The organism is Paraburkholderia phenazinium, assembly GCF_900142845.1.
GTDB lineage: Bacteria > Pseudomonadota > Gammaproteobacteria > Burkholderiales > Burkholderiaceae > Paraburkholderia > Paraburkholderia phenazinium_A.
The window spans coordinates 1,105,876-1,130,147 of record NZ_FSRU01000002.1; the positions used below are offsets into that span (position 1 = coordinate 1,105,876).

Annotated in this window: 21 protein-coding genes; 10 read left to right on the forward strand and 11 right to left on the reverse strand. The window is 64.6% G+C overall.

Annotation, left to right across the window (positions count from 1 at the left end; translation table 11 throughout):
* Positions 1-98 precede the first annotated feature (98 nt).
* The 3 genes from BUS12_RS22005 (at position 99) to BUS12_RS22015 (ending at position 3,853) form a co-directional block, all read left to right on the forward strand.
* A complete protein-coding gene (locus BUS12_RS22005; protein WP_074299276.1) occupies positions 99-1,220 on the forward strand; it encodes a tartrate dehydrogenase in 1,122 nt (373 codons plus the stop codon).
* Between the two features lie 256 nt (positions 1,221-1,476).
* Positions 1,477-2,787: an MFS transporter gene (locus BUS12_RS22010; protein WP_074299278.1), complete on the forward strand. Its 1,311-nt coding sequence runs from the start codon at positions 1,477-1,479 to the stop codon at positions 2,785-2,787.
* A 169-nt stretch (positions 2,788-2,956) separates the two neighbouring features.
* Complete coding sequence (locus BUS12_RS22015) at positions 2,957-3,853, forward strand: fructose bisphosphate aldolase (protein ID WP_074301638.1); 897 nt, start codon at positions 2,957-2,959, stop codon at positions 3,851-3,853.
* Here the strand turns inward: BUS12_RS22015 and BUS12_RS22020 are convergent.
* From BUS12_RS22020 to BUS12_RS22045, 6 genes are all read right to left on the reverse strand, one after another.
* A complete protein-coding gene (locus tag BUS12_RS22020; RefSeq protein WP_074299280.1) occupies positions 3,843-4,886 on the reverse strand; it encodes a S1 family peptidase in 1,044 nt (347 codons plus the stop codon). The genes BUS12_RS22015 and BUS12_RS22020 overlap by 11 nt on opposite strands.
* Before the next feature lie 321 nt (positions 4,887-5,207).
* Positions 5,208-6,575, reverse strand: a complete 1,368-nt coding sequence (locus BUS12_RS22025) for a 2-hydroxycarboxylate transporter family protein (RefSeq protein ID WP_074299282.1) — start codon at positions 6,573-6,575, stop codon at positions 5,208-5,210.
* A gap of 44 nt (positions 6,576-6,619) precedes the next feature.
* Positions 6,620-7,984 (reverse strand): short-chain fatty acid transporter, encoded by a 1,365-nt coding sequence (locus BUS12_RS22030; protein ID WP_074299284.1) that lies wholly within the window; start codon positions 7,982-7,984, stop codon positions 6,620-6,622.
* A 141-nt stretch (positions 7,985-8,125) separates the two neighbouring features.
* Positions 8,126-8,917, reverse strand: coding sequence for an amidohydrolase family protein (locus BUS12_RS22035; RefSeq protein ID WP_253190265.1), 792 nt, complete (start codon positions 8,915-8,917; stop codon positions 8,126-8,128).
* Positions 8,918-9,111: 194 nt separating this feature from the next.
* Positions 9,112-10,317, reverse strand: a complete 1,206-nt coding sequence (locus tag BUS12_RS22040; RefSeq protein ID WP_074301640.1) for a CaiB/BaiF CoA transferase family protein — start codon at positions 10,315-10,317, stop codon at positions 9,112-9,114.
* A gap of 103 nt (positions 10,318-10,420) precedes the next feature.
* Positions 10,421-11,320, reverse strand: coding sequence for an HpcH/HpaI aldolase/citrate lyase family protein (locus BUS12_RS22045; RefSeq protein ID WP_074299286.1), 900 nt, complete (start codon positions 11,318-11,320; stop codon positions 10,421-10,423).
* A 103-nt stretch (positions 11,321-11,423) separates the two neighbouring features.
* Here BUS12_RS22045 and BUS12_RS22050 point away from each other — a divergent pair, with 103 nt between their 5' ends.
* The gene (locus BUS12_RS22050; RefSeq protein WP_074299288.1) at positions 11,424-12,305 is read left to right on the forward strand and encodes a LysR family transcriptional regulator; all 882 of its coding nucleotides are present in this window, start codon (positions 11,424-11,426) and stop codon (positions 12,303-12,305) included.
* 80 nt (positions 12,306-12,385) lie between these two features.
* Here BUS12_RS22050 and BUS12_RS22055 read toward each other — a convergent pair whose 3' ends face one another.
* From BUS12_RS22055 to BUS12_RS22065, 3 genes are all read right to left on the reverse strand, one after another.
* On the reverse strand, positions 12,386-12,886 hold the full coding sequence (locus BUS12_RS22055; RefSeq protein WP_074299290.1) for a P-loop nucleotide/nucleoside kinase family protein: 501 nt from the start codon (positions 12,884-12,886) through the stop codon (positions 12,386-12,388).
* A 90-nt stretch (positions 12,887-12,976) separates the two neighbouring features.
* On the reverse strand, positions 12,977-13,951 hold the full coding sequence (locus BUS12_RS22060; protein ID WP_074299292.1) for a DnaJ C-terminal domain-containing protein: 975 nt from the start codon (positions 13,949-13,951) through the stop codon (positions 12,977-12,979).
* Between the two features lie 70 nt (positions 13,952-14,021).
* The gene (locus BUS12_RS22065; protein ID WP_253190186.1) at positions 14,022-15,020 is read right to left on the reverse strand and encodes a zinc-binding dehydrogenase; all 999 of its coding nucleotides are present in this window, start codon (positions 15,018-15,020) and stop codon (positions 14,022-14,024) included.
* Positions 15,021-15,145: 125 nt separating this feature from the next.
* Here BUS12_RS22065 and BUS12_RS22070 point away from each other — a divergent pair, with 125 nt between their 5' ends.
* On the forward strand, positions 15,146-16,078 hold the full coding sequence (locus tag BUS12_RS22070; RefSeq protein WP_074299296.1) for a LysR family transcriptional regulator: 933 nt from the start codon (positions 15,146-15,148) through the stop codon (positions 16,076-16,078).
* 20 nt (positions 16,079-16,098) lie between these two features.
* On the opposite strand, the gene BUS12_RS22075 is transcribed toward BUS12_RS22070, so the two are convergent.
* Positions 16,099-16,779: an O-methyltransferase gene (locus BUS12_RS22075; protein WP_074299298.1), complete on the reverse strand. Its 681-nt coding sequence runs from the start codon at positions 16,777-16,779 to the stop codon at positions 16,099-16,101.
* 374 nt (positions 16,780-17,153) lie between these two features.
* Here BUS12_RS22075 and BUS12_RS22080 point away from each other — a divergent pair, with 374 nt between their 5' ends.
* Together BUS12_RS22080 and BUS12_RS22085 are read left to right on the forward strand one after the other, a co-directional pair.
* Complete coding sequence (locus BUS12_RS22080) at positions 17,154-18,644, forward strand: S41 family peptidase (RefSeq protein ID WP_074299300.1); 1,491 nt, start codon at positions 17,154-17,156, stop codon at positions 18,642-18,644.
* A gap of 168 nt (positions 18,645-18,812) precedes the next feature.
* Complete coding sequence (locus BUS12_RS22085; RefSeq protein WP_074299302.1) at positions 18,813-19,559, forward strand: glucose 1-dehydrogenase; 747 nt, start codon at positions 18,813-18,815, stop codon at positions 19,557-19,559.
* A gap of 34 nt (positions 19,560-19,593) precedes the next feature.
* Here the strand turns inward: BUS12_RS22085 and BUS12_RS22090 are convergent, their stop codons facing one another.
* Positions 19,594-20,547 (reverse strand): AraC family transcriptional regulator, encoded by a 954-nt coding sequence (locus tag BUS12_RS22090; RefSeq protein WP_074299304.1) that lies wholly within the window; start codon positions 20,545-20,547, stop codon positions 19,594-19,596.
* A gap of 280 nt (positions 20,548-20,827) precedes the next feature.
* Here BUS12_RS22090 and BUS12_RS22095 point away from each other — a divergent pair, with 280 nt between their 5' ends.
* The 3 genes from BUS12_RS22095 (at position 20,828) to BUS12_RS22105 (ending at position 23,783) form a co-directional block, all read left to right on the forward strand.
* Positions 20,828-21,670, forward strand: coding sequence for an oxidoreductase (locus tag BUS12_RS22095; RefSeq protein ID WP_074301641.1), 843 nt, complete (start codon positions 20,828-20,830; stop codon positions 21,668-21,670).
* A 184-nt stretch (positions 21,671-21,854) separates the two neighbouring features.
* Complete coding sequence (locus BUS12_RS22100; RefSeq protein WP_074299306.1) at positions 21,855-22,187, forward strand: hypothetical protein; 333 nt, start codon at positions 21,855-21,857, stop codon at positions 22,185-22,187.
* Between the two features lie 150 nt (positions 22,188-22,337).
* Entirely contained in the window at positions 22,338-23,783 is a 1,446-nt protein-coding gene (locus tag BUS12_RS22105) for an NAD-dependent succinate-semialdehyde dehydrogenase (RefSeq protein ID WP_074299308.1), read from the forward strand.
* The last annotated feature ends 489 nt before the right edge of the window (positions 23,784-24,272 follow it).

Consider the following 24,272-nt stretch of genomic DNA (forward strand, 5'->3'; position numbering starts at 1 on the left):
AAGTTAAGGATGCTTTGAGTTTAGCACCGGTTTTTGCGTCCGGCGCGCGGTAGAGTTCATTCGCATCGACACCCCCTAAAACCCAGAAGGACGGAGACATGAAGACCTATCGCATCGCAACCATTCCCGGCGACGGCATCGGCAAGGAGGTCGTACCGGCTGGCGCGCAAGTGTTGCAGGCCCTCGCGAACACCACGAAGTCGTTCGCCTTCGAGTTCGAAAACTTCGACTGGGGCGGCGACTACTACCGCCAACACGGCGTGATGATGCCCGCGGACGGTCTCGACGCGCTCCGTAACAAGGACGCCATCCTGTTCGGCTCCGCAGGCGACCCGGACATTCCGGATCACATCACGCTGTGGGGCTTGCGCCTGAAGATCTGCCAGGGCCTCGATCAATATGCCAACGTACGACCGACCCGCATCCTGCCGGGCATCGATGGGCCGCTCAAGCGCTGCCGGCCGGAAGACCTGAACTGGGTGATCGTCCGCGAAAACTCCGAGGGCGAATACTCGGGCGTAGGTGGCCGCGTCCACCAGGGGCATCCGATCGAAACGGCCACCGACGTGTCGATCCTGACGCGCGCCGGCGTCGAGCGGATCATGCGTTTCGCCTTCCGCCTCGCGCAATCCCGTCCGCGCAAGTTGCTGACCGTGATCACCAAGAGCAACGCGCAACGTCATGCGATGGTGATGTGGGACGAGATCGCCGTCGAAATCGCCAAGGAATTCCCGGACGTCACATGGGACAAGGAACTGGTGGACGCGGCGACTGCACGCATGGTCAATCGCCCCGCGACGCTCGACACGATCGTCGCCACCAATCTGCACGCGGACATTCTCAGCGATCTGGCCGCCGCACTCGCCGGCAGCCTCGGCATTGCGCCGACCGGCAACATCGATCCCGAGCGCCGCTATCCGTCCATGTTCGAGCCGATCCACGGCTCGGCGTTCGACATCATGGGCAAGGGCCTCGCCAATCCGGTCGGCACGTTCTGGTCGGTCGTGATGCTGCTCGAGCACCTCGGCGAATTCGACGCGGCGAAGCGCGTCATGCAAGCGGTCGAAGCGGTGACGGCGGACACCTCGCTTCACACGCGCGATCTGGGCGGCACGGCCACCACGGCGCAAGTCACGGCCGCGGTCTGCGCGCTGCTCGAGAAAGCAGCCGCGCCCCACGCCAACGCAGCACAGCCAGTCCCGCTGGGGGACGCCGCCTAAGCCCGCGAGGCCGTCCGCACACGGTCAGACCCCGCACCGTGCGCCCACCGCGTCGCACGGTGCGCACGGTGGACGCGCTCGAAGAAGCGCGCGGACCGACCGTCCCGCACCCACCGACACGACAAGCCAGCCGCCGCGCCACGCGGCCGCGTGAACTCGTCCGTCAGCAGCACCTATCGGGCAGCAGGCAAGCGGACTGCGCCTACGCGCATCCCGCCTGTCATAGCGCACTGCTCACGCCTCCATGGAGGAGACAATGATTGCCGATCTCGAAGCCCGGGTTTCCCGCAAGCTCATGCTGCGGATCATTCCGTTTGTCATGCTGCTGTATTTCGTCAGTTTCCTGGACCGCGTCAACGTGGGATTCGCCGCGATGACGATGAACAAGGCCATCGGCCTGTCGCCGACGGCGTTCGGCCTCGGCGGCGGCCTGTTCTTCATCGGCTACTTCCTGTTCGAGGTGCCGTCGAATCTGATTCTTCATCGCGTCGGCGCACGCCTGTGGATCGCACGGGTCATGGTGACGTGGGGCATCGTCTCGGCGGCCTCCGCTTTCGTGGTCGGGCCAACCAGCTTCTACGCGCTGCGCTTCGTGCTCGGTGTCGCGGAGGCCGGCTTCTTCCCCGGCATCATCCTGTACCTGAGCCTGTGGTTCCCGGTCCGTCAGCGCGCCGTGGCGGCGGCCTGGTTCATGGCGGCGGCGCCCATCTCGACGGCAATCGGCTCGCCCCTCTCCGGCGCGATCATGAAACTCCCGCCGCTCGCAGGCCTCGCCGACTGGCAAATGCTGTACATCCTTGAAGCCATACCGGCCATCCTGCTTGGCTTCGTGGTCCTGAAGTACATGACGGACTCACCGTCGAAGGCGCACTGGCTGCAGGCCGAGGAACGCGCGTGGTTGATGGCGAAGCTGAAGACCGAAGCCGACGCCCGGGCGTCGCACGCGGGTCATACGGCCGGCGCGCTCGGCGCCTTGCGCGACCCACGGGTGCTGGCGCTCGCGCTGATTTACTTCGGCACCTCGGCGGGTCTGTACACGCTCGGCCTGTGGGCTCCACTGATCATCCGTCAATACGGTTTCGGCTCGTTTGAGACGGGCCTCATCGCCGGCATTCCGGGTGTGCTCGCCGTGATCGCGATGGTCCTGTGGGCCAGGCACTCGGACCGCACAGAGGAACGCACGTGGCACGTGGTGCTGCCGTGTGTGCTGGCGTGCCTGGGTTTCGTGCTGGTCGGCGGGGCCAGCACGGCCTTGATGGTGATTCTCGCGCTGGTCGTGGTGAATATTGGCATCAGCGCCGCGAAAGCACCGTTATGGGCCATGCCCAGCGTGTTTCTGTCCGGCGCGGGCGCGGCGGCGGGCATTGCCATGATCAACTCGGTCGGCAATCTCGGCGGCTTCGTCGGCCCGTTCGTGATCGGCTGGCTGAAGAACCTCACCGGCAGTTATTCGGCCGGGCTGTATGTGGTCGCCGCCACCCTGGCGGTATCCGCCATCGTCACCCTGATGCTGAGCCGGCAGACAAGGCCTGGCACCGCGCCGGCCGGCGAGCGGCACGGTCATTGAACGTTCTGAATTGTCACGGATCGAAGCGATCATCAATAGACGCCGTCGCACCCCAATTCGCCCGCGGCTTTCGTCGCAGTACACTTGGCGTATTGAACGATTGAACGCATTGGGCCCAGACCAGACAGGCTTTGGTCCGGCATACGGTTTTCGAACGAGGGAGATGTCCGTGGCAAATGACAAGATGCTGGCACAAGTAAGTGAAAAACCGGGCTTTTTTGCGGCCCTGGACCAGAGCGGCGGCTCGACGCCTGGCGCCCTGAAGCTCTACGGCATCCCGGAAGACGCCTACAACGGCGACGCCGAGATGTTCAAACTGATCCATGAGATGCGCGTGCGCATCATCACTGCGCCCGCCTTCACCGGCGACAAGGTGATCGGCGCCATTCTGTTCGAAGCCACCATGGACGGCCAGGCCGAGGGCAAGCCGGTGCCGTCCTTCCTGTGGGAAGACCGCGGCGTGGTGCCCTTCCTGAAGATCGACAAGGGACTGGAAAACGAAGCCGACGGCGTGCAGTTGATGAAGCCGATACCCGGCCTCGACGACCTGCTCGCGCGGGCGGTCAAGCTGGGCATCTTCGGCACCAAGATGCGCTCGGTCATCAAGCTGAATTCGCCGGAAGGTATTGCGGCCATCGCGAAGCAACAATTCGCGCTGGGTGCGCAGATCGGCGCACATGGCCTCGTGCCGATCCTCGAACCCGAGGTGTCGATCAAGAGTCCGGACAAGGCCGGCGCTGAGGCCACCTTGCGCGCCGAGCTGCTCAAAGGACTCGACGCCCTGCCGGACAGCAGCCGCGTGATGCTCAAGCTGACCATCCCCGATGTGGCGGATTTTTATCGTCCGCTGATCGATCATCCGCGCGTCGTACGCGTCGTGGCGCTTTCAGGCGGCTACACGCGCACCGATGCCTGCCGGCGGCTCGCTGCCAATCACGGCATGATCGCCAGCTTCTCGCGGGCCTTGATCAACGATCTCAAGGTATCGATGAGCGACAGCGAGTTCGACGCGACGCTGGCCGAGGGCATCGACGAGATTTATCAGGCCTCGGTCGTTAAGGTCTGACGTTGCTAACGGGCAGCGAGGCGTCCTCGCTGCCCGTGATGCCTCGATCCAGCACCGCAGCAAGCTTCAGACCGCTGGCGGCGAGCTTCGCCGTCACATGAACGCGCGGGGTATAACCGTATTCGAAGGCATTACGCGGACCGTCTCCGGTCGCACGCGAAAACATCCCCACCACCTGGCCGTCCGCATCGAACACCGGCGAACCGCTGTTGCCCATCGAGCCGTCGAGGTCCGTCGTAAAGTAATCGGTCTCTTCGACGGCCGTGACCTTGCCGCTGGAGACCCGCAGCGAACCGTCAGCGTCCGTATAGTTCAGCTCGCTCAGCTTCTGCTCGTGGCGTGCGCTACGCAGCGGAAAGCCGGCCATCCATACCGGGGCGCCCGGCGTCATGATCCGGTCGCTGAGTTCCAGCCACGCCTGAGGCGCAGGCTCGATACGAAGCAAGGCGGTGTCCTCGCGTAACTCGGCGCTATGCGGGCCCGTCTTGCGCACCGCGCGCGCCGTGGGCGGGTTCGATACCAGCCAGACACCTTGTGCGTCCCGCCACTCCCACTCGCCATTCGCGCCGCGGTTCGCGATCTGTGCCCGCAGTGTTTTGCAGGGCGTTTCGACACCCTCCACACCGTCCTCTCGCTGATGGTTCGCCACCTCGGAGGTCACCAGGTGGTAGTTCGTCAGCACATAGCCATCGCGCGAAATCGCGAAGCCGCTGCCCCCGCCGTCCAGCTCGATGCGGGCCGGCCACACCGCATTGCGTCGCACCAGTTGCGCGAATTCGTAGCGCACCATGCCCATGGCGAAGACCGGATCGTCGATCTTTTTCATATCCTCTGCGGTAAAGAAGCGATACCAGCATTCCGAGCCGTCGGGCAAGGCTTCGTTGCGAGCAAGCGCCTGGGCCTCCTCGCTGCTGGAGGCGATGTCGATGACCAGAATCGTTCTGGGGAGGATGCGCACCATCGATGCGATCAGCCGCTCTTTATCGATGCCTGGAATTGTGAGTGCCGACGGGTCGAACATGCCTTCAGACATACATCCCTCATGACTTGAGTGGTTCGGGGCTGGACAATCGCTGCGAGCGAGCCGGAAATTATTCCGCAGACAAAACGTACTTAAATACGCCGGCAATCGCAAGGTGCAGAGCGAAACTTCGATTGAATGTTCGATAGCGGCGTCAGGCCAGCCTTGCCTTGCCTTGCGCGGCGACCGGAACGGCACTTCACCCGGCATATCCAGAACGAGGCGGCCGAACGCCTGCACCGCCAGGGTTTTATCGCCCTTGCCCCACAGCAGCCGGAATTCGGCCTCCGGCAAGGGCGGCAAGCCATTCGACAACGCAAAACCCGCCCGCCTTCACCGCAGAAACGCAAACGCCGCCAGCGCCGTCATCACCGTGATGGCGCCGCCGATGCGGGTCGCGATCTGTGCAAACGGCATCAGTTCCATCCGGTTGGCGGCGGTCAGGATCGCGACGTCGCCTGTGCCCCCGAGGCCGCTATGCGTCGCATTGACGATCGCCGCTTCCACCGGATACATGCCCACCAGCCTGCCGACGAAAAAACCCGTCACGACGAGTGACAGCACTGTCGACACCGCCGTGACGATATTCACCCAGTGAAAGGCGGTGACGATTTCGCCCCAGGGCGTCATCGCGACGCTGATGGCGAACATCAGCGGATAGGTGACGGCGCTCGAAAAGAACCCGTACATGAAGCGCGCACCGCCCTGAACGCGCGGCGACACCACCTGGAACAACTGGGCGGCGACCACCAGCACGAGCATCACCACCGGTGCGGGCCAGTCGAACCATTGATGCGCCAGCACGCCGAGCAGATATAACGCGATCGCCGTTGCTCCGGCTGCGGCAACCGAACTGACGTCGAACTCGAACGACGGCGGCGCCGGTTGCACGGCCTCGTCGTCCGCTTCCGCCACGGTCAGCCGCCCGTGGCCGGTCCACTTTGGCCGGCGGCCGCCGAGATAGCTCAGCAGGCCCGCACAGCAGATCGCGGCGATATTGCCAAGCATCACCGCCGACAACACCTGAGCGAACAGCGGCCCTTGCGCGACGCCCATGATCTGGGCATAGCCCGCCGAGAGCGGCAGCGCACCCTCGCCGACGCCGCCCGCCATGATCGGCACCACGACGAAAAAGAGCGCGTGCTTGAAGCCGAGTCCCAGCGCGCCGCCCACAGCCGTGCCGACCAGCGCCGCCACCACCGAGCCGCTCGCCACCGGAATGAAGATGCGCACGAAGCCTTTGATCAGCGTCTGCCGATCCATGCTGAGCACACTGCCGACGATGATCGCCGCGATGAACAGGTAGAGGAAGTTCGAGCGGTTCGTAAAGTCCGTCACTGCCTTCACGATGGGCAGCGGCATCAGCTTGTAGTACACCAGCATCGACGGAATGAAGGCCGCGAAGATCGAGGTTGCGCCGATGTGGCGAATCCACGGAATGCGCTTCGCCAGTTCCGCGCAGGTAAAGCCGCCGACCGCGACGAGTGCGATGCCGGTCGGCAGGTCCGAGGCCAGTTTGCCCTTGAGGGTCATCGCGCCGAGCACGGCAATCAGCAGCAGATACACCGGCACGGGCAACGCCCCGACACGCCGGTCGAAAATCGCCCACCAGCGGTCCCTGAAGGTGTGCGCCGGCAATGGCGCTGCCTGGGTGCCGCCGCCTGGCGTGGATACGGTGCTGTGATGCGCGGCTGATTTCATCTGCCTGGGTCTCCTCATCTCTCTATATGGATCAATCGTGCGCGTCAGACCAGCAGCAACAACGCTGCGCCGTACACGATGGCGCCGACTACGAACGTCATCACCGTAAAGCCCAGCACGCGCTGCACGCCGATCCCCGCCATCGCCACCACCGGCGCCGCCCAGAACGGCTGCATCATGTTCGACACCTGCTCGCCCATCGCGACGGCCATCGTCGTGGCCGGCACCGGCGCGTGCAAGGCCAGCGCCGCCGGCACCACGAACGGACCCTGCACGGCCCAGTGCCCGCCGCCGCTCGGGATAAAGAACGTGACGATCAGCGAACACACATAGCTCCAGAACGGCAGCGTGTGGGCATTCGAAATCGCAATGAAGAAGTGCGAGATCACATCGGGCAGTCCGGTCGCATCCATCATGCCCATGATGCCGCCGTACAGCGGGTACTGCAGCATCATCGAACCGGTCTGCTTTGCGGCGTTCTTGACGGCATCCGCATAGGCCAGCGGATAGCCGTGCAGGATCACGCCCGCAATGAACATGACGAAGATCACCGCGTTGACGCCCGAGAAGGCCAGGTGCTGCGTATAGGCCAGCACGAAAAACGCCACGCCGGCCACGCCGATAAACGCGCTGCCCAACCACGAATACTCGATCCAGCGCGCAAAGCTCAGCTTGCCCTGCGGCTTTTCACGCACGGGCGCGTCGGGGTGCTTTTCCGTATCCAGCACGACCGCATCCGCATCGTTCGGCTTGAGCAGCGCGAACACGAACGGCATTGCGACCAGCATCACCAGGGTCGGCACCAGATTGAAACGCGTGAACACCGTCGCGCTGAACGGCAGCACCTGGCCGGTCAGCTTCTGCACAACGTTCATGGAACTGCCGGGCGTCGATTGTGCGAGTGCAATCGAACTCGAAATGCCGCTTGCCCACACCACCCATCCCGAGAAACCGGCCGCGACGATCCAGGCGAAATCGACGCGCATACGCTTGGCCACTTCGCGCGCGAGCAAGGCGCTCACCACGAGGCCGAGTCCCCAGTTGCAAAACGATGCGACGGCCACCAGCACGAAGGTCAAGGTGGCGGCCTGCGCCGGCGTGCGCGCGAGCGACACCAGCGCCTTGAAGACGCGCTGCACGGGCGGCGCGTGAGCGAAGGCGTGGCCGGTGACGAGCACCAGCGTGATCTGAAACGCGAAGGTCAGGATATCGAAGAATCCCTTGTACCAGCCGCCGACCAGCCGCCCCACCGACGCATGCGGCGCGAACACCGCCGAGATCGCGGCCACCAGGACCGTGATCAGGATCGCGAGGACGAACGGGTCGGGAATGGTCCGCTCGAACAGGCGGATCGTCGCTTCGGTAAAGCTCGGTCTGCGTACCGGCGTGGCCGCGGTGTTGGGTTTCATGTAGTCCGGTCTCCTGAGATTCGTTGTGGCCCACGCGTTCGCTGCGCGTGAGGGTTGCAATGGGTTTTTGTGTGTCCGTTTTTTTGGCTTGTGACGCGTGGCTGGTTATTCGTGACCCATGCCGGCGCCGCAGCCGTTCGCTCAGGCCTCGAAGCCGTACAGTTGCGCCGCGTTGTCGACCAGGATACGGCGCCGCACGACGTCGTCATCGGTCCAGTCCGCCAGCAGATCGAACAGGTCCGCGTCGTCGGGCTTGCGCGTTTCCGTGGTGTGCGGCCAGTCGCTGCCCCATACGACCCGCTCCGGCAACGCGGCGATCCATGCGCGGGCCGTCGGTGTCACATCCGCATAGCCGCCTTCGAGACCGACCGCCGAATCCAGATACGGGCCCGACAGCTTGACCCACACCCGGCCGTTGTCGGCCAGCTCGCGTACCACGTTGAAGGCGGGGTCGGTGCTGGCGGCGGGCAACGGCAGCCGCGCCAGATGATCGAAGACGATCGACGACGGCAGGCGCGCCAGCATGGCTCGATGCTCGACGATCTGCGCCGCTGTCCAGTGCAGTTGAACATGCCAGCCCAGTTCGGCGACGCGGCGCGCGAGCGGCTCGACCATCGCGAAGCTGACCACGGCGTGCTCCGGGGTGTACAACGTGAAGCGAATGCCGCGGATGCCGCCTGCGTGCAGCGCGGCGAGTTCGGTGTCGGTGACGTCGGGCCGCAGGACGGCGACACCGCGCGCATGCCCGGCGCCGAGTTGCCGGATCGCATCGAGCGTCACGCGATTGTCGGTCACGTAAGTGCGCGGCGTGACGATCACCGTGCGCTGGGTGCCGAGACGCGTCTGAACCGCACGATAGTCGTCGACCGTGGCGCCTTCGACGAAGCCCGCGCCATCGCCGGCAGCGAGAAAGCGCCGGTCGTAGATATGCATGTGCGCATTGCACGCGCCCGCGGGCGCGGCGATGCGTGGGCGCTTGCCGTCAGCCGCGTGCGCACGGGTCGAACCGTTCACGCCGTCCACACCGTCCACTTTGTTGGCCTCGTCTCGAGTGTCCATCGATCGTCTCCGTTTTTTCTCTATGCCGGCTACTTCGTCCGTCGGCTTATAGCGTCAACACGCCACCGTCACAGCACCGCGCGCTGCGCACGCAACGCCTCGATCTGCGCGTCCGTCAGGCCCGCATCCTTCAGGACCGCATCGGAATGCTGGCCGAACCCCGGCGCCGCGGCCGGCACAGGCGCAGGCGTCGCGCCGAAGCGGATCGGCTGCCTGAAGCCGCGATAGCGGCCCACCCCAGGATACTCGAAGGTACTCACCATGTCCTCGGCGAGCACTTGCGCGTCGTCGAACATGTCTTCGACGCTGCGCGCGGCCGCGCACGGCACCGCATCGCCGAAATGCGCTTCCCATTCGAACGCCGTCCGTGCCTGCAGCGCCGCGTGGAGTTGCGGAATGATCTCATCGCAATGCAGCGCGCGTTTGCGCACGCTGTCATAGCGCTCGTTCTGCGCGAGCGCATCCAGTCCGGTCTTCTCGCACAGCGCCTGCCAGAAATGCGGCGTGTTGGCCGAGATGTAGAGATAACCTGCGCGCGTCGGATGAATGCCGGTGATGCCGCCCGAGCGCATGTCGCGGCCAATCTCTTTCGGCTCGCCGTCGGCCCAGATCATCCGCGCGGACTGCATGGTCAGCGCGCTGCGCAGCAACGACACGCCGACATACTGGCCGGCCCCCGTGCGCTCGCGCTCGAACAGCGCCGACGACACCCCCGCCGCCACCAGCGCCGCCGCATAATAATCGACCACCGAGCCGTACAGTATCTCCGGCGGCCCGCCGTGTTTGCCCTGCATTGCGCACATGCCGGTCATGGTTTGCAGCACCTGGTCGTAGCCGGCTTTGTCCTTGTTGGGCCCCGTGTCGCCGTAGCCGGTCACCGCGCAATAGATCAGGCGCGGATTGACTTCGCGCAGTTGCTCGTAGGCGATGCCGAGCCGGGCCGGCACGCTCGGACGGAAGTTGTGCACCAGCACGTCCGCCTGTTCGACGAGGCGCAGCAGCACCGCGAGCGCTTCGGGTTGCTTCAGGTCGAGCGCGAGGCCGCGCTTGCCGCGGTTGATGCCGAGAAACGCGCGGCTTTCGGCTTCGAGCGTCGACGGATATTTGCGCAGGTTATCGCCCGAGGGCGGTTCGATCTTGATGACGTCGGCGCCCTGGTCGCCGAGTAGCGTGCATCCATAGGGGCCGGCGATGTAGGCGCTCAGATCGAGCACGCGTACGCCTGCGAGCGGGCCGGTTGCGTCGGAGCGCGCTGACTGCGGCGAGCGTTCCATGAGAGTCTCCGTATTGATCCAGTGTGTGGCGTGTGAACTGTGGGGTGATGTGCGAATGAAGCCCGGAATGAAGTGCGAAACGAAGTGCGAAACGAAGCGCGCTTCAGCGTCCGGCATCGAGCGCGGCATGCTGGGCGCTGGTGAGCAGTCCCATTTGCCGCGCCTGGCCCACCAGCACCCGGGCCCGCTCGACAAACGGCGGGTCGATCATCCTGCCGTCGACCACATAGGCCCCCACGCCCTTCTCGTCGGCGTCACGCGCGGCTTCGACGACGCGCACCGCGTGCGCGATCTCGTCGTCCGACGGACGAAACACTTCGTTGGCCAGCGCGACCTGGCTCGGATGAATGCAGCTCTTGCCGAGAAAACCCATGGCGCGCGCCATTTCTGCTTCCTCGCGAAAACCGGCTTCGTCCTTGATATTGGCGAACGCGGAGTCGTAGGCGAACACACCCGCTTCCCCTGCCGCGATCCGCAGCGCGAACATCGCCTGACGGATTGCCGAGAGATCGCGCCGCGCCATGCCGAGCGGTTCGAACAGATCGCCGAGGCCGAGTTGCAGGCCGGCTACCCGCGGATGCGCCCCGGCCAGTTCCGCGGCATGGCGGAAGGCTTTGGGCGATTCGATATTGAGCAGCAGCCGGATCGGCGTGGTCACGCCGTTGGCCTGCTCGGCGCGCTCGAGGGCCGCGGCGGCGACGCGGACATCGTCCACGCTCGAGGGCTTCGGCAGATTGATGAGGTCGAGACCGGGGCGCACAACCGCGTTGAGATCGGCCGCGAAATGCGGCGTATCGAGCGCGTTGACGCGAACGATCAGCACCTTGCCGGTATCGGCCACGGCGTCGGACAGCAGCAGCTCACGCAAAGCGAGCCGCGCCTGCGGCTTGCGTTCAGCGGCAACCGCATCTTCGAGATCGAACGACAACGCGTCCGCCGCGCTCGCGAGCGCCTTGGCGAACAGCTCCGGCCGCGACGCCGGCACGAACAGCTTGCTTCTCATGTCTCCAAATCCCGGTTCTGATTACCTGAAACCAGTCTACGTGCGAGTGAGATTTAGATAAACTATTCGCACCTATCTTCAAACCATAGCAAATCTATCTTTTATGGACATCGAATTCCTCGCCAATCTGCTGCTGGTGGTCGACAGCGGCTCGATGGCCGAAGCGGCCCGCCGCGTCGGCGTGACGGCGGCGGCCGTCGCGCAGCAGGTCCAGGCGCTAGAACGGGAATTGGGCGTACCGCTGCTGGTGCGGGCGGGACGCACGGTCATTCCGACTGAAGCGGGGCATCGCGTGATCGAGCGGGCGCGCGGTCTGGTTCGCGAGTTTTCCGACCTCAAGGCGTTTGCGCTGAAGGGGGAAGCGGCCGGCGAATTGCGTATCGGCACCATCACCACGGCTTTGCTGAGCCTGATGCCGGATGTACTCGCGCGCTTTGCCGCGGTGTTTTCGCAGGTAAAGGTTCTGATTCGCGCCGGCACCTCGATGGAACTCTACGAAACGCTGCTGCGCGGCGAGCTCGATGTCGCGGTTTGCCTGCACCCGGCGTTCACGTTGCCGAAGGCCTACGACTGGCATCTGCTGCGGGAAGAGCCGCTGGTAGTGCTGGCGCCTGCCCGCTTCGCCGCAGACGATCCCCATGAACTGCTGCGGCGCGAGCCGTTCATCCGCTACGACCGCTCGCTCGGCGGCGGCAAACAGGCGGATGCTTACCTGCGGGCGGCACGCATCGCCCCGCGCGAATTGTTCGAGCTGAATTCGCTGATGGCGATCGCCATGATGGTCGATCGCGGTCTCGGTGTGTCGCTGGTGCCCGATATCGTCTCGCCGCTGACCGCGGGGCTTGAGGTCGCGAAGCTGACGTTGCCCGTCAAAACGGAGCCGCGCCGCTTCGGGGTGGTGTGGCATCGCGGATCGCCGCGCGCGCATCTGATCAGGGGACTGCTTCAATGCGCCGACGAGGCGCTGGTTCAAAGCGATCGCTAAGGTACCGGTATGATTCAGGTGTGCCCGAGAGAAACGAATCCTTACGTACGCCAAAGCATTCGACCGAGCCGACGCGAGGATCAGACCGACAACCCGCGGACAATCGTTTCAACGGCCTGCTCGACCGACACCTTGGCGGTGTCCACGACGAGATGCTGCGATTCCCACGGATCATATTGACGTTCAAGCACGCTCTGCCATGTCGGCAGCGTGTGGCCAGGGATATCGGCCCCCCGCCCTTCTACTCGCTGACGATGCGCCGTTGCATCGGAACAGATCAACTCAATCTCGACGATCCGCACGCCTGCCTCGCGCGCCACGTTTCGCCAGGCGCTGCGCGTGATCTGCAACGCGTTGACCGAGTCCGCGACGACAGTCAGCCCAAGACGGAGATTGTCGGCCGCAACGGCATACGCCGCCAGATAACCGGCAGGTCCGATATCGGCCCCGCTGCTCCCTGACGCGAGAAAGGCCTGCTCCAGCGTATCGACGCGCAAATACATCGCAGCGAGCCGGCGAGCAAGCGCTCGCGCGACCGTAGTCTTGCCGGTGCCCGGCAGTCCTGCGAAAGCAATCAACATGTTCGATGCCCGATCAGGATGGTTAGCCTCGCGGCCGTGATGCGGTGTGTGTTTAGTCACGACTTGCCTGCACCTGCAGCACGCCGACGGCTAACTCTCCTGCACGGCGCGCCGCTGCGCATCCGCAAACATCGCGCGCAGCCGCTCCCGCTCGTCGCCGCTCAAATGCGACACCGCAACCGGCATCGCCAGCACCAGTTGCAGCGTCAGGTCGCCCCGCAAGCCGTTGCGGTCCGTGAGCCCATGGCGGGACAAACGGATCGTGCTGCCCGGGTGCGCATTCGGCGGAATCGACACTTGCTGCGCACGGCCCAGGATCTGCGCTTCGAAGCTGCCGCCAAGCGTCGCCGTGACGAAATCGACCTGAATCTCACAGGCGAGATTCAGCCCGTTGCGACGAAACCCCGCGCCGCACACAATCGCGACCGAGAAGATCGCGTCGCCGAACGGACCGCCATTCGCCCCGGGATGGCCGCCGCCTTCGACGACCAGACGCTGACCGTCCCACGCCCCCGCCGGAACCATGACGGTCTCCGACTTGCGGTAGGTCGCGATACCCGAGCCGAGACAGATCGGGCACCCGTCGCCGGCCAGCGGACGCCCCGTTCCCGCACACGCACTGCAGCGCGCGCCCGACAGCGACTGGCCGCTGCCGTAACAGCGCGTGCACTCCGTGGCGCGTTCCTGACATTGACGGCATGGCCCGTTCACCGCGTAGCTCACTTCGACCGCGCCGCCGTGAATGGCCGCTTCGAGCGGCACAAACAGTTCGACGAGACAGTTCGCACCGCGCATGCGCGGCCCGCTGCGTTGCTCGCGCGAGCGCGCCTCGTGCTCGCGCTCGTCGCGCGACGCCGCCGGCTCGAAGACCGGTGGCTTGCGCTTGCCGGTCAGGATCTCGAACGCCTCCTGGATGCGCTTGAACGCCGGCTCGACGCTGGTCTCGCGCCCCTTGTTGCGGTCCGGGTGGTACTTCGCCCTCAGCCGCCGGTAGGCGCGTTTGACGTCGGCGGCTGAGGCCGTGCCCGGCAGTTCCAGGCGCCTGTAGTATTCCTCGAGGCTCACGCGTTTTCCCGTGTTCTTTCTGATATCGCAAGTCTATCAAGAAGGAAGCGTCGGGATGATGGCGCCGCACTCAGGCGACGAGGACGGCCTTGGTCCCGTCAGGCGGCCCGTAAGCCATGGCCGCTTCGATCTGCTCGTAACCGAACGTCTTGCCGATGCGCGTCGTAAACATCGGATCGTCGATCACGCCTTCCAGTGCTCTTAGCGCGGCCACTAGCTGCGCCGGCTCCTTCACCGTCCTGGTTTCGAAATTGCTGAAGCGCCTCATCGTCAGGTTCTTCATCATGAAGAGCACGGACGGGATGGAGATCGGCGTGCTTCCCGCCAGAAAGCCGTAGATATAGACGGTCGAGTTCATCGGCAGGCTGGGGGCGATCTTCCCCAGCAGCTCGCCGCCCACGCCCTCGAATACCGCCGTCGTCCCCAGTTCGGCGGCCAACGCGCCGAGCGTGTCGGTGAAACCCTCGTCTGTCACGAGCACATGTTCTACGCCCAAAGCGCAGAGCGCCTCGCGCGCCGCCTCGTTGCGCACGAGGAAAATCGCCGGTACGTTGCGTTGGCGCGCGAGTGCGGCGAGAGCATGTCCCGTCGCCGAATTTCCGGCCGTGACGATCACTCCTTTATGGCCGGCTTCAGCGATCTCTTCGAGAAAGGCATAGGCCGTCATCACGTTGACGAGCGAGCCGCAATAGTCCCTCGCATCCACCTGCTCCGGCAGAATCAGGCAACTCGTGTAGGGCACATGCGCCCGCTCGCACCACAGCCCAACACTCTCGGGACTTCTGGCAAGCGAGCGGTAAATCGCCACCTGTCTGCCCGCATAGTCCGCGGGGACACCCGCCCCCACCGCGACCACCCGGCCCGCTCCCGACGCGCCCCACACGTCGTACTGACCGAGCGCCAGCGGGTTGCCCGCCGCCCTCGGCATTCTCAGGAACGTCCTGTCGCCATGGTTGATCGCCGAGGCCGCCATGTCGACCAGCACATGGCCCGGCGCTGGCTCGTGCGGGGTCGGGATGTCGCGAACTTCCAGCTCGCGCTCAGGCGTCACACAAATCGCTTTCATCATTCAGCTCCTTCGGTTTCGGTATCGGTGATTGCGCAGCCCGTACGATAGGCAACTTCATCCATTGCCGAAACGTCGCTTCAGGACATACCATCCATTCCACTCTGGAATTGATGCTGCGAGCCTCTATGGACCGGTTGGATGCGATTCGCCTGTTTGTGCGCCTTGTCGAATGCGGCAGTTTCTCTGCCGTGGGACGCGAGGCGGGGATTGGACAGCCTGCCGTCAGCAAGCAGATCGTGGCGCTGGAGCGGCACCTGGGCGCGCAGCTCGTGTTGCGTACCTCGCGCCAGGTCGTGATCACGGAAACGGGGCAAACCTTCTACGAGTCGGCCAAGCAACTGGTGGACGACTTCGACGCACTGGAGTCTTCCGTAGGCGAGCGGCAGCAGTCGCCACGCGGCGTGATCCGCATCAATACCGCGCCGGCGCACGGTCGGCTTTGGGTGACGCCGCTGCTCCCCGAATTCTTGCGACGCTATCCCGATGTCGCGGTCGAATTGTCGGTCTCGGAGCGGCAGGTCGACATGGTGGGAGAAGGTGTCGATCTCGCGATCCGTCATGGGCGACTGGTGGACTCCTCGCTCACCGCGCGCAAATTGTCCGAGACCGATTTCATCCTGGCGGCAAGCCCTGGCTATCTGGCGGCGCGTGGTGTGCCGACCCGTCTTGCCGAGCTGGACCGGCACGCCTGCATCGTCTTTGCGAAAGGCCGTGAGCGCCGCCCCTGGTCGTTCAAGGTCGGGCAGGAGACGGTCTCTTACGTGCCGCACGGTTCGGTGTTGACCGGCGACGCCGAACATATTCGCGCGGCGGTGCTGTGCGGCCTGGGCGTTGCTCAGGCGCCGTTCTGGCTGCTGGCCAATGAGATCCGTTCCGGCGAGGTGCAGGTCCTGATGCCGGAACTGCAACCCGAGCGGTTACCGGTCCATCTCGTCTATCCGGCGGGCCGGCGAATACCGATGCGGGTGCGGGTGTTCATCGACTATCTGGTCGAGGCGTTCGAGCGTCCTGAAGCGCCGCCGTTGCGGGCGAAGAAAATCAGGCACGTTGCGTCCTGACCGCCCCACCTCGGCTCGACTCAAAACACCTTGACGGACAGCAACGTACCGCCTTTGATCGGCACGTTCATCGACACGAAGCCGTTGGCCGGATCGCGGACAAAGTCGACATAGTCGGACTCGCCGTTGTCGTTCATCAGAAAGCCGCCTATGCGGATCTGCGGCGCCACGACCTCGATGACCTGGCGCGCGAGCGACGGTCCCGATCCTGACGGCCAGCCGTCGATCAACGCGAAATCAACCGGGCCGCCAAGATCCTTGAGCGTCTCGCGGCCATCGCCTTCGCGAATCTCGGCGTAGTACGCGAGGCCGGCTTCGGCAAGGTGACGTCTGGCGGTGACGACCTTCGAATGAACCAGTTCCGAACCGATCACCGTGCCGCCGCCGTTGTCGCGCAGCGCCGCCGCGAAATAGAGCGTCGAGAGTCCGACCGAGGTCGCGAACTCCACCACCCGGGTCGCGCGTATCGCACGGCACAGCAGATAGATCAGATCGCCCTGGGCGGGGAAGATGGAAAATCCGTAGTCCGCATAATCTTCAGGATCGCAGCTCGGATTCGCACGTGGACCGCCGTCGTCGGGATAGCGTTGCGACGCCCACACCCGATCGATCACCTCGTTGACCTGGGCATCCTGAAGCGGACTGGGGCCGTTGGCATTGCGGGTCTCTCGGAGAAACTTCTCGATCTCGTCGATATTCATGATTGAGCCTTCTGGTGAAGAGGGAAATGAATCTCGGGTCCAACAACCGGGAGCGTGCTGCACCCTGAGAACGAAGACGTTCCACGCGCGAAAATATTGTGGGCAAAGGCGACATGCGATAATGCGAGCTCTCTCAGGTTCTGGCACGGCCCTCGGAATAGCCAGAATCTTTAGCCGACCGCGTTAACCGGTCGGCTTTTTTTCGAGTGTTTGTCTAGTGCAGTTGTCCGGCGGGTCTTCGGTTCCATCTTCGCCACCCGGCGTGATCTTTATCGGCGGGCCCGATCGACACGCGCCCCCAACATGCCCCACGATTGCGAAACGAAAATAGCTGCGGTACTGTGGAGAACTGTCACGCACACCGGATCGTCATCATGCGGAAATTGCCCTGTCTCCTCGCCTTGAGCATGACGTTCGGCACCGCCGCCATCCTGCCCGGGTTCGCGTCCGCCGCCCAGCCGCCCTCCGCTCCGTTGCCGCTCGACCAGTTGAGACTCTTTGCCGAAGTGTTCGGCCAGATCAAGCAGGAATACGTCGACCCCGTCGACGACGACAAGCTGCTGACCGCCGCGATCAAAGGCATGGTGTCGAGCCTCGATCCGCATTCGGCGTATCTGGACAAAACAGACTTTCGCGATCTGCAGGAACAGATCACCGGCCGCTTCGCCGGCATCGGTATCGAAACCAGCGCGGAAGACGGTCTCATCAAGGTCATCGCGCCGATCGACGACACGCCCGCGTTTCGCGCCGGCATCCGTCCCGGCGACCTGATCACGAGCATCGACGACAAACCGGTCAACGGCATGACGCCCGATCAGGCGTCGGCGCTGATGCGCGGCAATCCGGGCACCAAGGTCACGCTCACCCTCTATCGCAAGCGCGAAGACCGGACCTTCCCGCTGACCGTCACGCGCGCCGTCATCAAACTGCAGAGCGTGAAAACGGCCATGCCGGCGCCCGGCTACGCTTACGTGCGCATTACGAGTTTTCAGGAGCACACGACGCCCGACCTGGCGGCGCGGCTCAACACCATCGCGCATCAGGAGCCGAATCTGAAGGGCCTGATTCTCGACTTGCGCAATAACGGCGGCGGCCTCGTGGAAAGCGCGGTCGGCGTGGCGGGCGCTTTTCTGCCGCGCGATTCGATCGTCGTCACCACCAACGGCCAGGTCGAGTATTCGAAGCGCGCCTATCGCGACACCTACGCGTACTACCGGCTGTCGTCCTTTAACAGCGATCCGCTGCTCAACGAGCCGGCCATCTTCAAGACCGTGCCGATGATCGTGCTGACCAACGCCTATACGGCCTCGGCATCGGAAATCGTGGCGGGCGCGCTGCAGGACGCGCATCGCGCGGTGATCCTCGGCAAGACCACCTTCGGCAAGGGCTCGGTGCAGACCTCGGTGCCGTTGACCTCGAACACGGCCTTGCGCCTGACGACCGCGTACTACTACACCCCGAGCGGCCGTTCCATCCAGGACATCGGCATCCGTCCGGACGTTCCGGTCGACCAGTACGCCGACGGCGACCCCGACGACGCGCTCGTAACGCGCGAAGCCGATTATCCGAATCACCTCGCGAACATCCAGGATCCGAACGAGAAGAAAGAACTCCAGGCGCGCCAGCAGGACCGCGTCGAACAATTGCGGCTGCTCGAAGAACGCAGCGACAAGGAGACGCCGGAACAGCGTCAGAAGGATCGCGACCGCGCGCCGGTGGAATTCGGTTCAAGCGACGACTTCATGCTGCAGCAGGCGCTGAACAAGCTGCAAGGCAAGCCGGTGCTGGAATCGAAAGCGCTGCTCGAGCGGCGTCTCGCGCAAAGCGACGCGTCGGCATCGCAGACGGAGCCGGTTGAGCCCTGAGGCTCGTCACACCACGTCATTGTTCGCCAGTTCCGTCCAATGAATTCGCCGCGAGCGCAATGATCTCTCGCGGCCGATCGACTACAGTCCTTTCAGCCCTACTCTCCTTGCACCTGCGGGAAACCTCTCGCCGATGCTCCGATGTACTCCCCCTGAAAGGATTCAGTCATGAGCAAGCTCACCGGCAAAGTCGCCGTCGTCACCGGCGCATCGAAAGGGATTGGCGCAGCCATCGCTAAAGCGCTCGCCGCGGAAGGCGCGTCGGTTGTCGTCAACTACGCCTCCAGCCAGGCAGGCGCCGACGCAGTCGTCGCCACCATTACCCAGGCCGGCGGCAAGGCGGTCGCGGTACGCGGCGACGTCTCGCAGGCCACCGATGCACAAGGCATCATCGATGCCGCCATCGAAACCTATGGACGCCTCGACGTGCTCGTCAACAACTCGGGCGTCTACGAGTTCGCGCCGATTGAAGGCATCACCGAAGCGCATTTCCACAAGCAGTTCAACGTCAACGTGCTCGGGCTGCTGCTCACCACCCAGGCCGCCGCGAAGCACCTCGGCGAAGGCGCCAGCGTCATCAACATCGGCTCGGTCGTCAGCCGCGTCACCCCGGCGGCCAGCGCCGTGTACACGGGCACCAAGGGCGCGGTGGATGCGATCACCGGCGTGCTGGCGCGCGAACTCGGGCCGCGCAAGATTCGCGTCAACAGCATCAATCCCGGCATGGTGGAAACCGAAGGCGCGACGAGCGCGGGCTTTATCGGGTCCGATATGGAAACCGCGCTCGTGACTCAGACGCCGCTCGGACGCGTCGGTCAACCCGAAGACATCGCGAAGGTCGCGGTGTTCCTCGCCTCGGACGACGCCGGCTGGCTGACGGGCGAGCAACTGCTGGCGGGCGGCGGCTTGCGTTAAGCGCACCACGCGGCAGCCATCTACGTTTCGTCGCTCAATGCGACGAGACGTAGATGGAACCGGGCGCAGCCTCGGGAAGCGCGAAACTCTGCTTCATCCGGTCGGCTTCTTCGACGGGGCTGCGCCCGAACAGGCGTTTGAATTCGCGGCTGAACTGCGAGGCGCTCTCATAGCCCACCTGCACGCACGCGACGGCCGCCGTCACATCGTTTCTGACCATCAGCAGACGCGCCTGGTGCAACCTTGTCGACTTTAGATATTGCATCGGCGAAGTGTTGGTCACCGCCCTGAAATGCGCGTGGAACGACGGCACGCTCATGCTCGCCTCCATCGCCAGTTGTTCGACGCTGAGCGCTTCGCTGAAGCACTGGTGGATCTTGCGCAGCGCTTTCGAAATCTTGCCGAATTGCCCCTGACGCGTCAGCGCGGCCCGCATCGACGCCCCCTGCTCCCCGGTCAGGACGCGAAAGTAGATTTCGCGCACCAGCGCCGGGCCGAGCATCTCCGCCTCCAGCGGCACACTCATCGCTTCGAGAAAGCGCAGTACCGACACACCGAGTCTGGCGTCGAGCGGGGTCGACATCATGCCCTTCGGACGACCGGCGGGCACGCTATCGTGCCGTTCGTCGAGTTGCAGCATCAGGTCGGCGGCGAGGTTGAAATCGAGCCGGAAATAGATGGCCAGCATCGGCTCGGCCTCGCTGGCGTCCGTCTCCATCGAAAACGGGACGGGCACCGCAACGGCCAGATAGTGCTGCGCGTCATACAGATAGACCTCGTCGCCGAGGAACCCGCGCTTGCGGCCCTGACACACGATCACGATGCCCGGATCGTACAGCACCGGCGTGCGCGCGAGCGGCCGGTTCGAGCGTAGAAAACGCACGTCGGGCAACGCCGTCAGGTTGTATCCCTCAACCGGGGTCAGCGCGTCGAGCAACGCCACCATGCGTCGCTGCGTGCGTGTCCAGTCGTCGTCTGCGAGAGTCATGCGGGCCCTTTTGCGCGTTTTTGCGCGTTCCTGCCAGCCTGCAATGTGCCATTTGCACCGATAGAAATCTACCGGCTCATAGGATCAGGCAAGCAAGACAGAAGAACCGGCATTCGCTTCGGCCGGCGCGGCTCCTAAGATGCAAAGCGAGTTCCGGTTGGGCAACGCCTTTGCCGGCGGCATGCGTATGCCTTGCCTGCCTGTGCACCGTGCCGCGCTGCGGCACCCCGAGCCGGACTCGCCACCGATGATGATCGACAAGCGAAAGGACGACCCCACCATGAGCCACACTCCCCGTAAAACCTTCCTGATTACCGGCGTCAGCTCCGGTTTTGGCCGCGCTTTCGCAGAGGCCGCCTTGAACGACGGCCATCGCGTCGTCGGCACGGTGCGCGGCGACGCCGCACGGCAAGCCTTCGAAGCGCTGGCCCCCGGTCGCGCGCATGGCATCGTGCTCGAGCTGACCGAGTTCGATGCGATCGCCCCGGCAATCGATAGGATCACTGATCAAGTCGGCCAGATCGACGTACTCGTCAATAACGCGGGCTATGGCTACGAAGGCACGCTCGAAGAGTCGCCGCTCGCCGATCTGCGCCACCAGTTCGACGTCAACGTCTTCGCCGCCGTCGCGACGATCAAGGCGGTGCTGCCCGCCATGCGCACGCGCCGCGCGGGACACATCGTCAACGTCACGTCGATGGGCGGCTTCATCACCATGCCGGGCATCGCCTACTACTGCGGCAGCAAGTTCGCGCTCGAAGGCATTTCCGAGTCGCTCGCCAAAGAAGTGGCCGGTTTCGGCATCAAGGTCACGGCGCTTGCGCCGGGCTCCTTCCGGACCGACTGGGCCGGCCGCTCGATGGTCCGCGCGGGCCGCAGCATCCCCGACTACGATGCGCTGTTCAGCCCGATCCGCGCGGCGCGCGAGGCGAAGAGCGGCAAGCAGTCCGGCGACCCGGTCAAAGCCGCGCAGGCGCTGCTGAAGCTCGTCGAAGCCGAGGACCCACCCGTGCACCTCCTGCTCGGCAACGATGCGCTCAACCTGGTCCGGGAAAAACTGGCCGCGCTGGGTGACGAAATCACGTCCTGGGAGGCCGTGTCGCGCTCCACCGACTTCGACTGACGCAAACCGGTTGCGCCAGGCTGGCCGGTCGGCGAACCGGCGGCTCCGGCGCGCACGTCTGCCGGTCTGACAACCGGTTCGGCCCGCTTATCGGTAAACTAGGGGGTTTGGTTCGATGCTTCCGCGCGAGGCGACACGCTCGCCCGCCGCAGAAACGTCGTTCCGCTCACCACAGGATTTCGGAATGAAGCGAGTCGTCGTATCCGCCGCGCTGGCGGTTTGCCTGGCGCAGCCGGCCATGGAAGCCATGGCGCAGACCGTCAGCGATCAATGTTTTGCGCTCGGCGATATTGCCGGGCAGGTCGCGTCGTGGCGCACGCACAAGAAGACGAAAGCGCAGGCGCTCGACCAGGCGGCCAAGTACTACAAGGACAACGCCGACCGCCAGGCCATCAACGCCATCATCGACCGGATTTACAGCCAGCAAGGCCCGGGCATGACACCCGACCAGGCCAGCATGATCGCGACCGCCGACTGCGCCAACCACCAGAACACCGCCCCGTCGCCCGCGCAATGATCGCCTCGCCTCATCCCGGCGGCGGCCCGCGGCTGCCCCCGCAGCCTGTGCCGCCGGCCACAATCGGCTAAGATTGAACAATCCGCAGCCCATCTCCGGCCGCCGGCACACTGTCGCGGCCACTCGCCCTACCCATCAGAGGAACCCAGCATGGCTACATCGAGCTATACCGATACCCGACTCCTGATCAATAACGAGTGGTGCGACGCCGCCAGCGGCAAAACCCTCGAGGTCATCAACCCCGCCACCGGCAAGCCGATCGGCAAGGTTGCCCACGCCGGCATCGCCGATCTGGACCGCGCACTCGCCGCCGCGCAAAAGGGCTTCGAAGCCTGGCGCAAGATCCCCGCCAACGAGCGCGCCACCGTCATGCGCAAGGCCGCCGCCCTGGTGCGCGAACGCGCCTCGGACATCGCGCGCCTGATGACCCAGGAGCAAGGCAAGCCGTTCGCCGAAGCCCGCGTTGAAATGCTGTCGGCCGCCGACATCATCGAATGGTTCGCCGACGAAGGCCGTCGCATTTACGGCCGCGTAGTGCCGTCGCGCAATCTGGCCGCCCAGTCGCTGGTGCTGAAGGAACCGATCGGCCCGGTCGCCGCCTTCACGCCGTGGAATTTCCCGGTCAACCAGGTGGTGCGCAAACTGAGCGCGGCCCTGACGAGCGGCTGCTCGTTCCTCGTCAAGGCGCCGGAAGAAACCCCGGCATCGCCCGCTGCCCTGCTGCAGGCGTTTGTCGAAGCCGGCGTGCCGCCCGGCACGGTGGGTCTCGTGTTCGGCGACCCCGCTGAGATCTCGAGCTACCTGATTCCGCATCCGGTCATCCGCAAGGTCACCTTCACCGGTTCGACGCCGGTCGGCAAGCAACTGGCCGCCCTCGCGGGCCTGCACATGAAGCGCGCCACCATGGAACTGGGCGGCCACGCCCCGGTGATCGTCGCGGCGGACGCGGATGTCGCGCTGGCCGTCAAGGCCGCCGGCGGCGCCAAGTTCCGCAACGCGGGCCAGGTCTGCATTTCGCCGACGCGCTTTCTGGTCCACAACAGCATCCGCGAAGAGTTCTCGCAGGCGCTCGTCAAGCACGCTGAGAGCCTCAAGCTCGGTGACGGCCTTGCCGAAGGCACCACGCTCGGGCCGCTCGCCAACGCGCGCCGCCTCACGGCCATGGCCAAGGTGCTCGACAACGCCCGCGCCACCGGCGCGACGGTCGCCACCGGCGGCGAGCGTGTCGGCACGGAAGGCAACTTCTTTGCGCCGACAGTGCTGACCAACGTGTCGCTCGAAGCCGACGTGTTCAACAACGAACCGTTCGGCCCGATCGCGGCGATTCGCGGCTTCGACTCGCTCGAAGACGCGATTGCCGAGGCTAACCGCCTGCCGTACGGTCTCGCCGGCTACGCCTTCACGAAGTCGTTCGCCAACGTGCATCTGCTCTCGCAGCAGCTTGAAGTCGGCATGCTGTGGATCAATCAACCGGCCACGCCGACACCGGAAATGCCGTTCGGCGGCGTCAAGGATTCGGGCTATGGTTCCGAAGGCGGCCCTGAAGCCGTGGAAGCGTATCTGGTGACGAAGGCTGTGACGGTGATGTCGTCCTGATGGGTTAGCGGACCTAACGGTCGGCAACGGCCCGCAGATCCAGTTAGCGTCATCCGCCAGGAAGTGCAGGCGGCCCCTCGCGGGGCCGCTTTTTTTTTGTCTTCGCGCTGTGACCTCAGCTAGTCCACCGACATCCGCGCGATGCTTGCCGTGAAGTTACTTTCTGAAACATCCACGACGCCTTCACGACTAAAGATATCGTCACAGGGGCCGATATGCAGACGAGAGGCGCGCTCGCCGAAGTTCCGCGAAACGATGTCGGACCGGATTCGGATTGCGAGTATGAGCGGAGCGCGCAACGACCTTCGCAAAAAGCGAACAGCAGATCAGTGTGATCTCAGCCGGGCCTGGTTCGACATTGTCAAATGCAGGGCGAAGCGAGCGACGTCGCGATGCAAATGCTCGAATTCGGGTGCATGATGCTGGGCGGCACTGATCCCGTGTACACGCTTGCCAAAGGACCGATGACATGCACTGGGGCCCCCGATT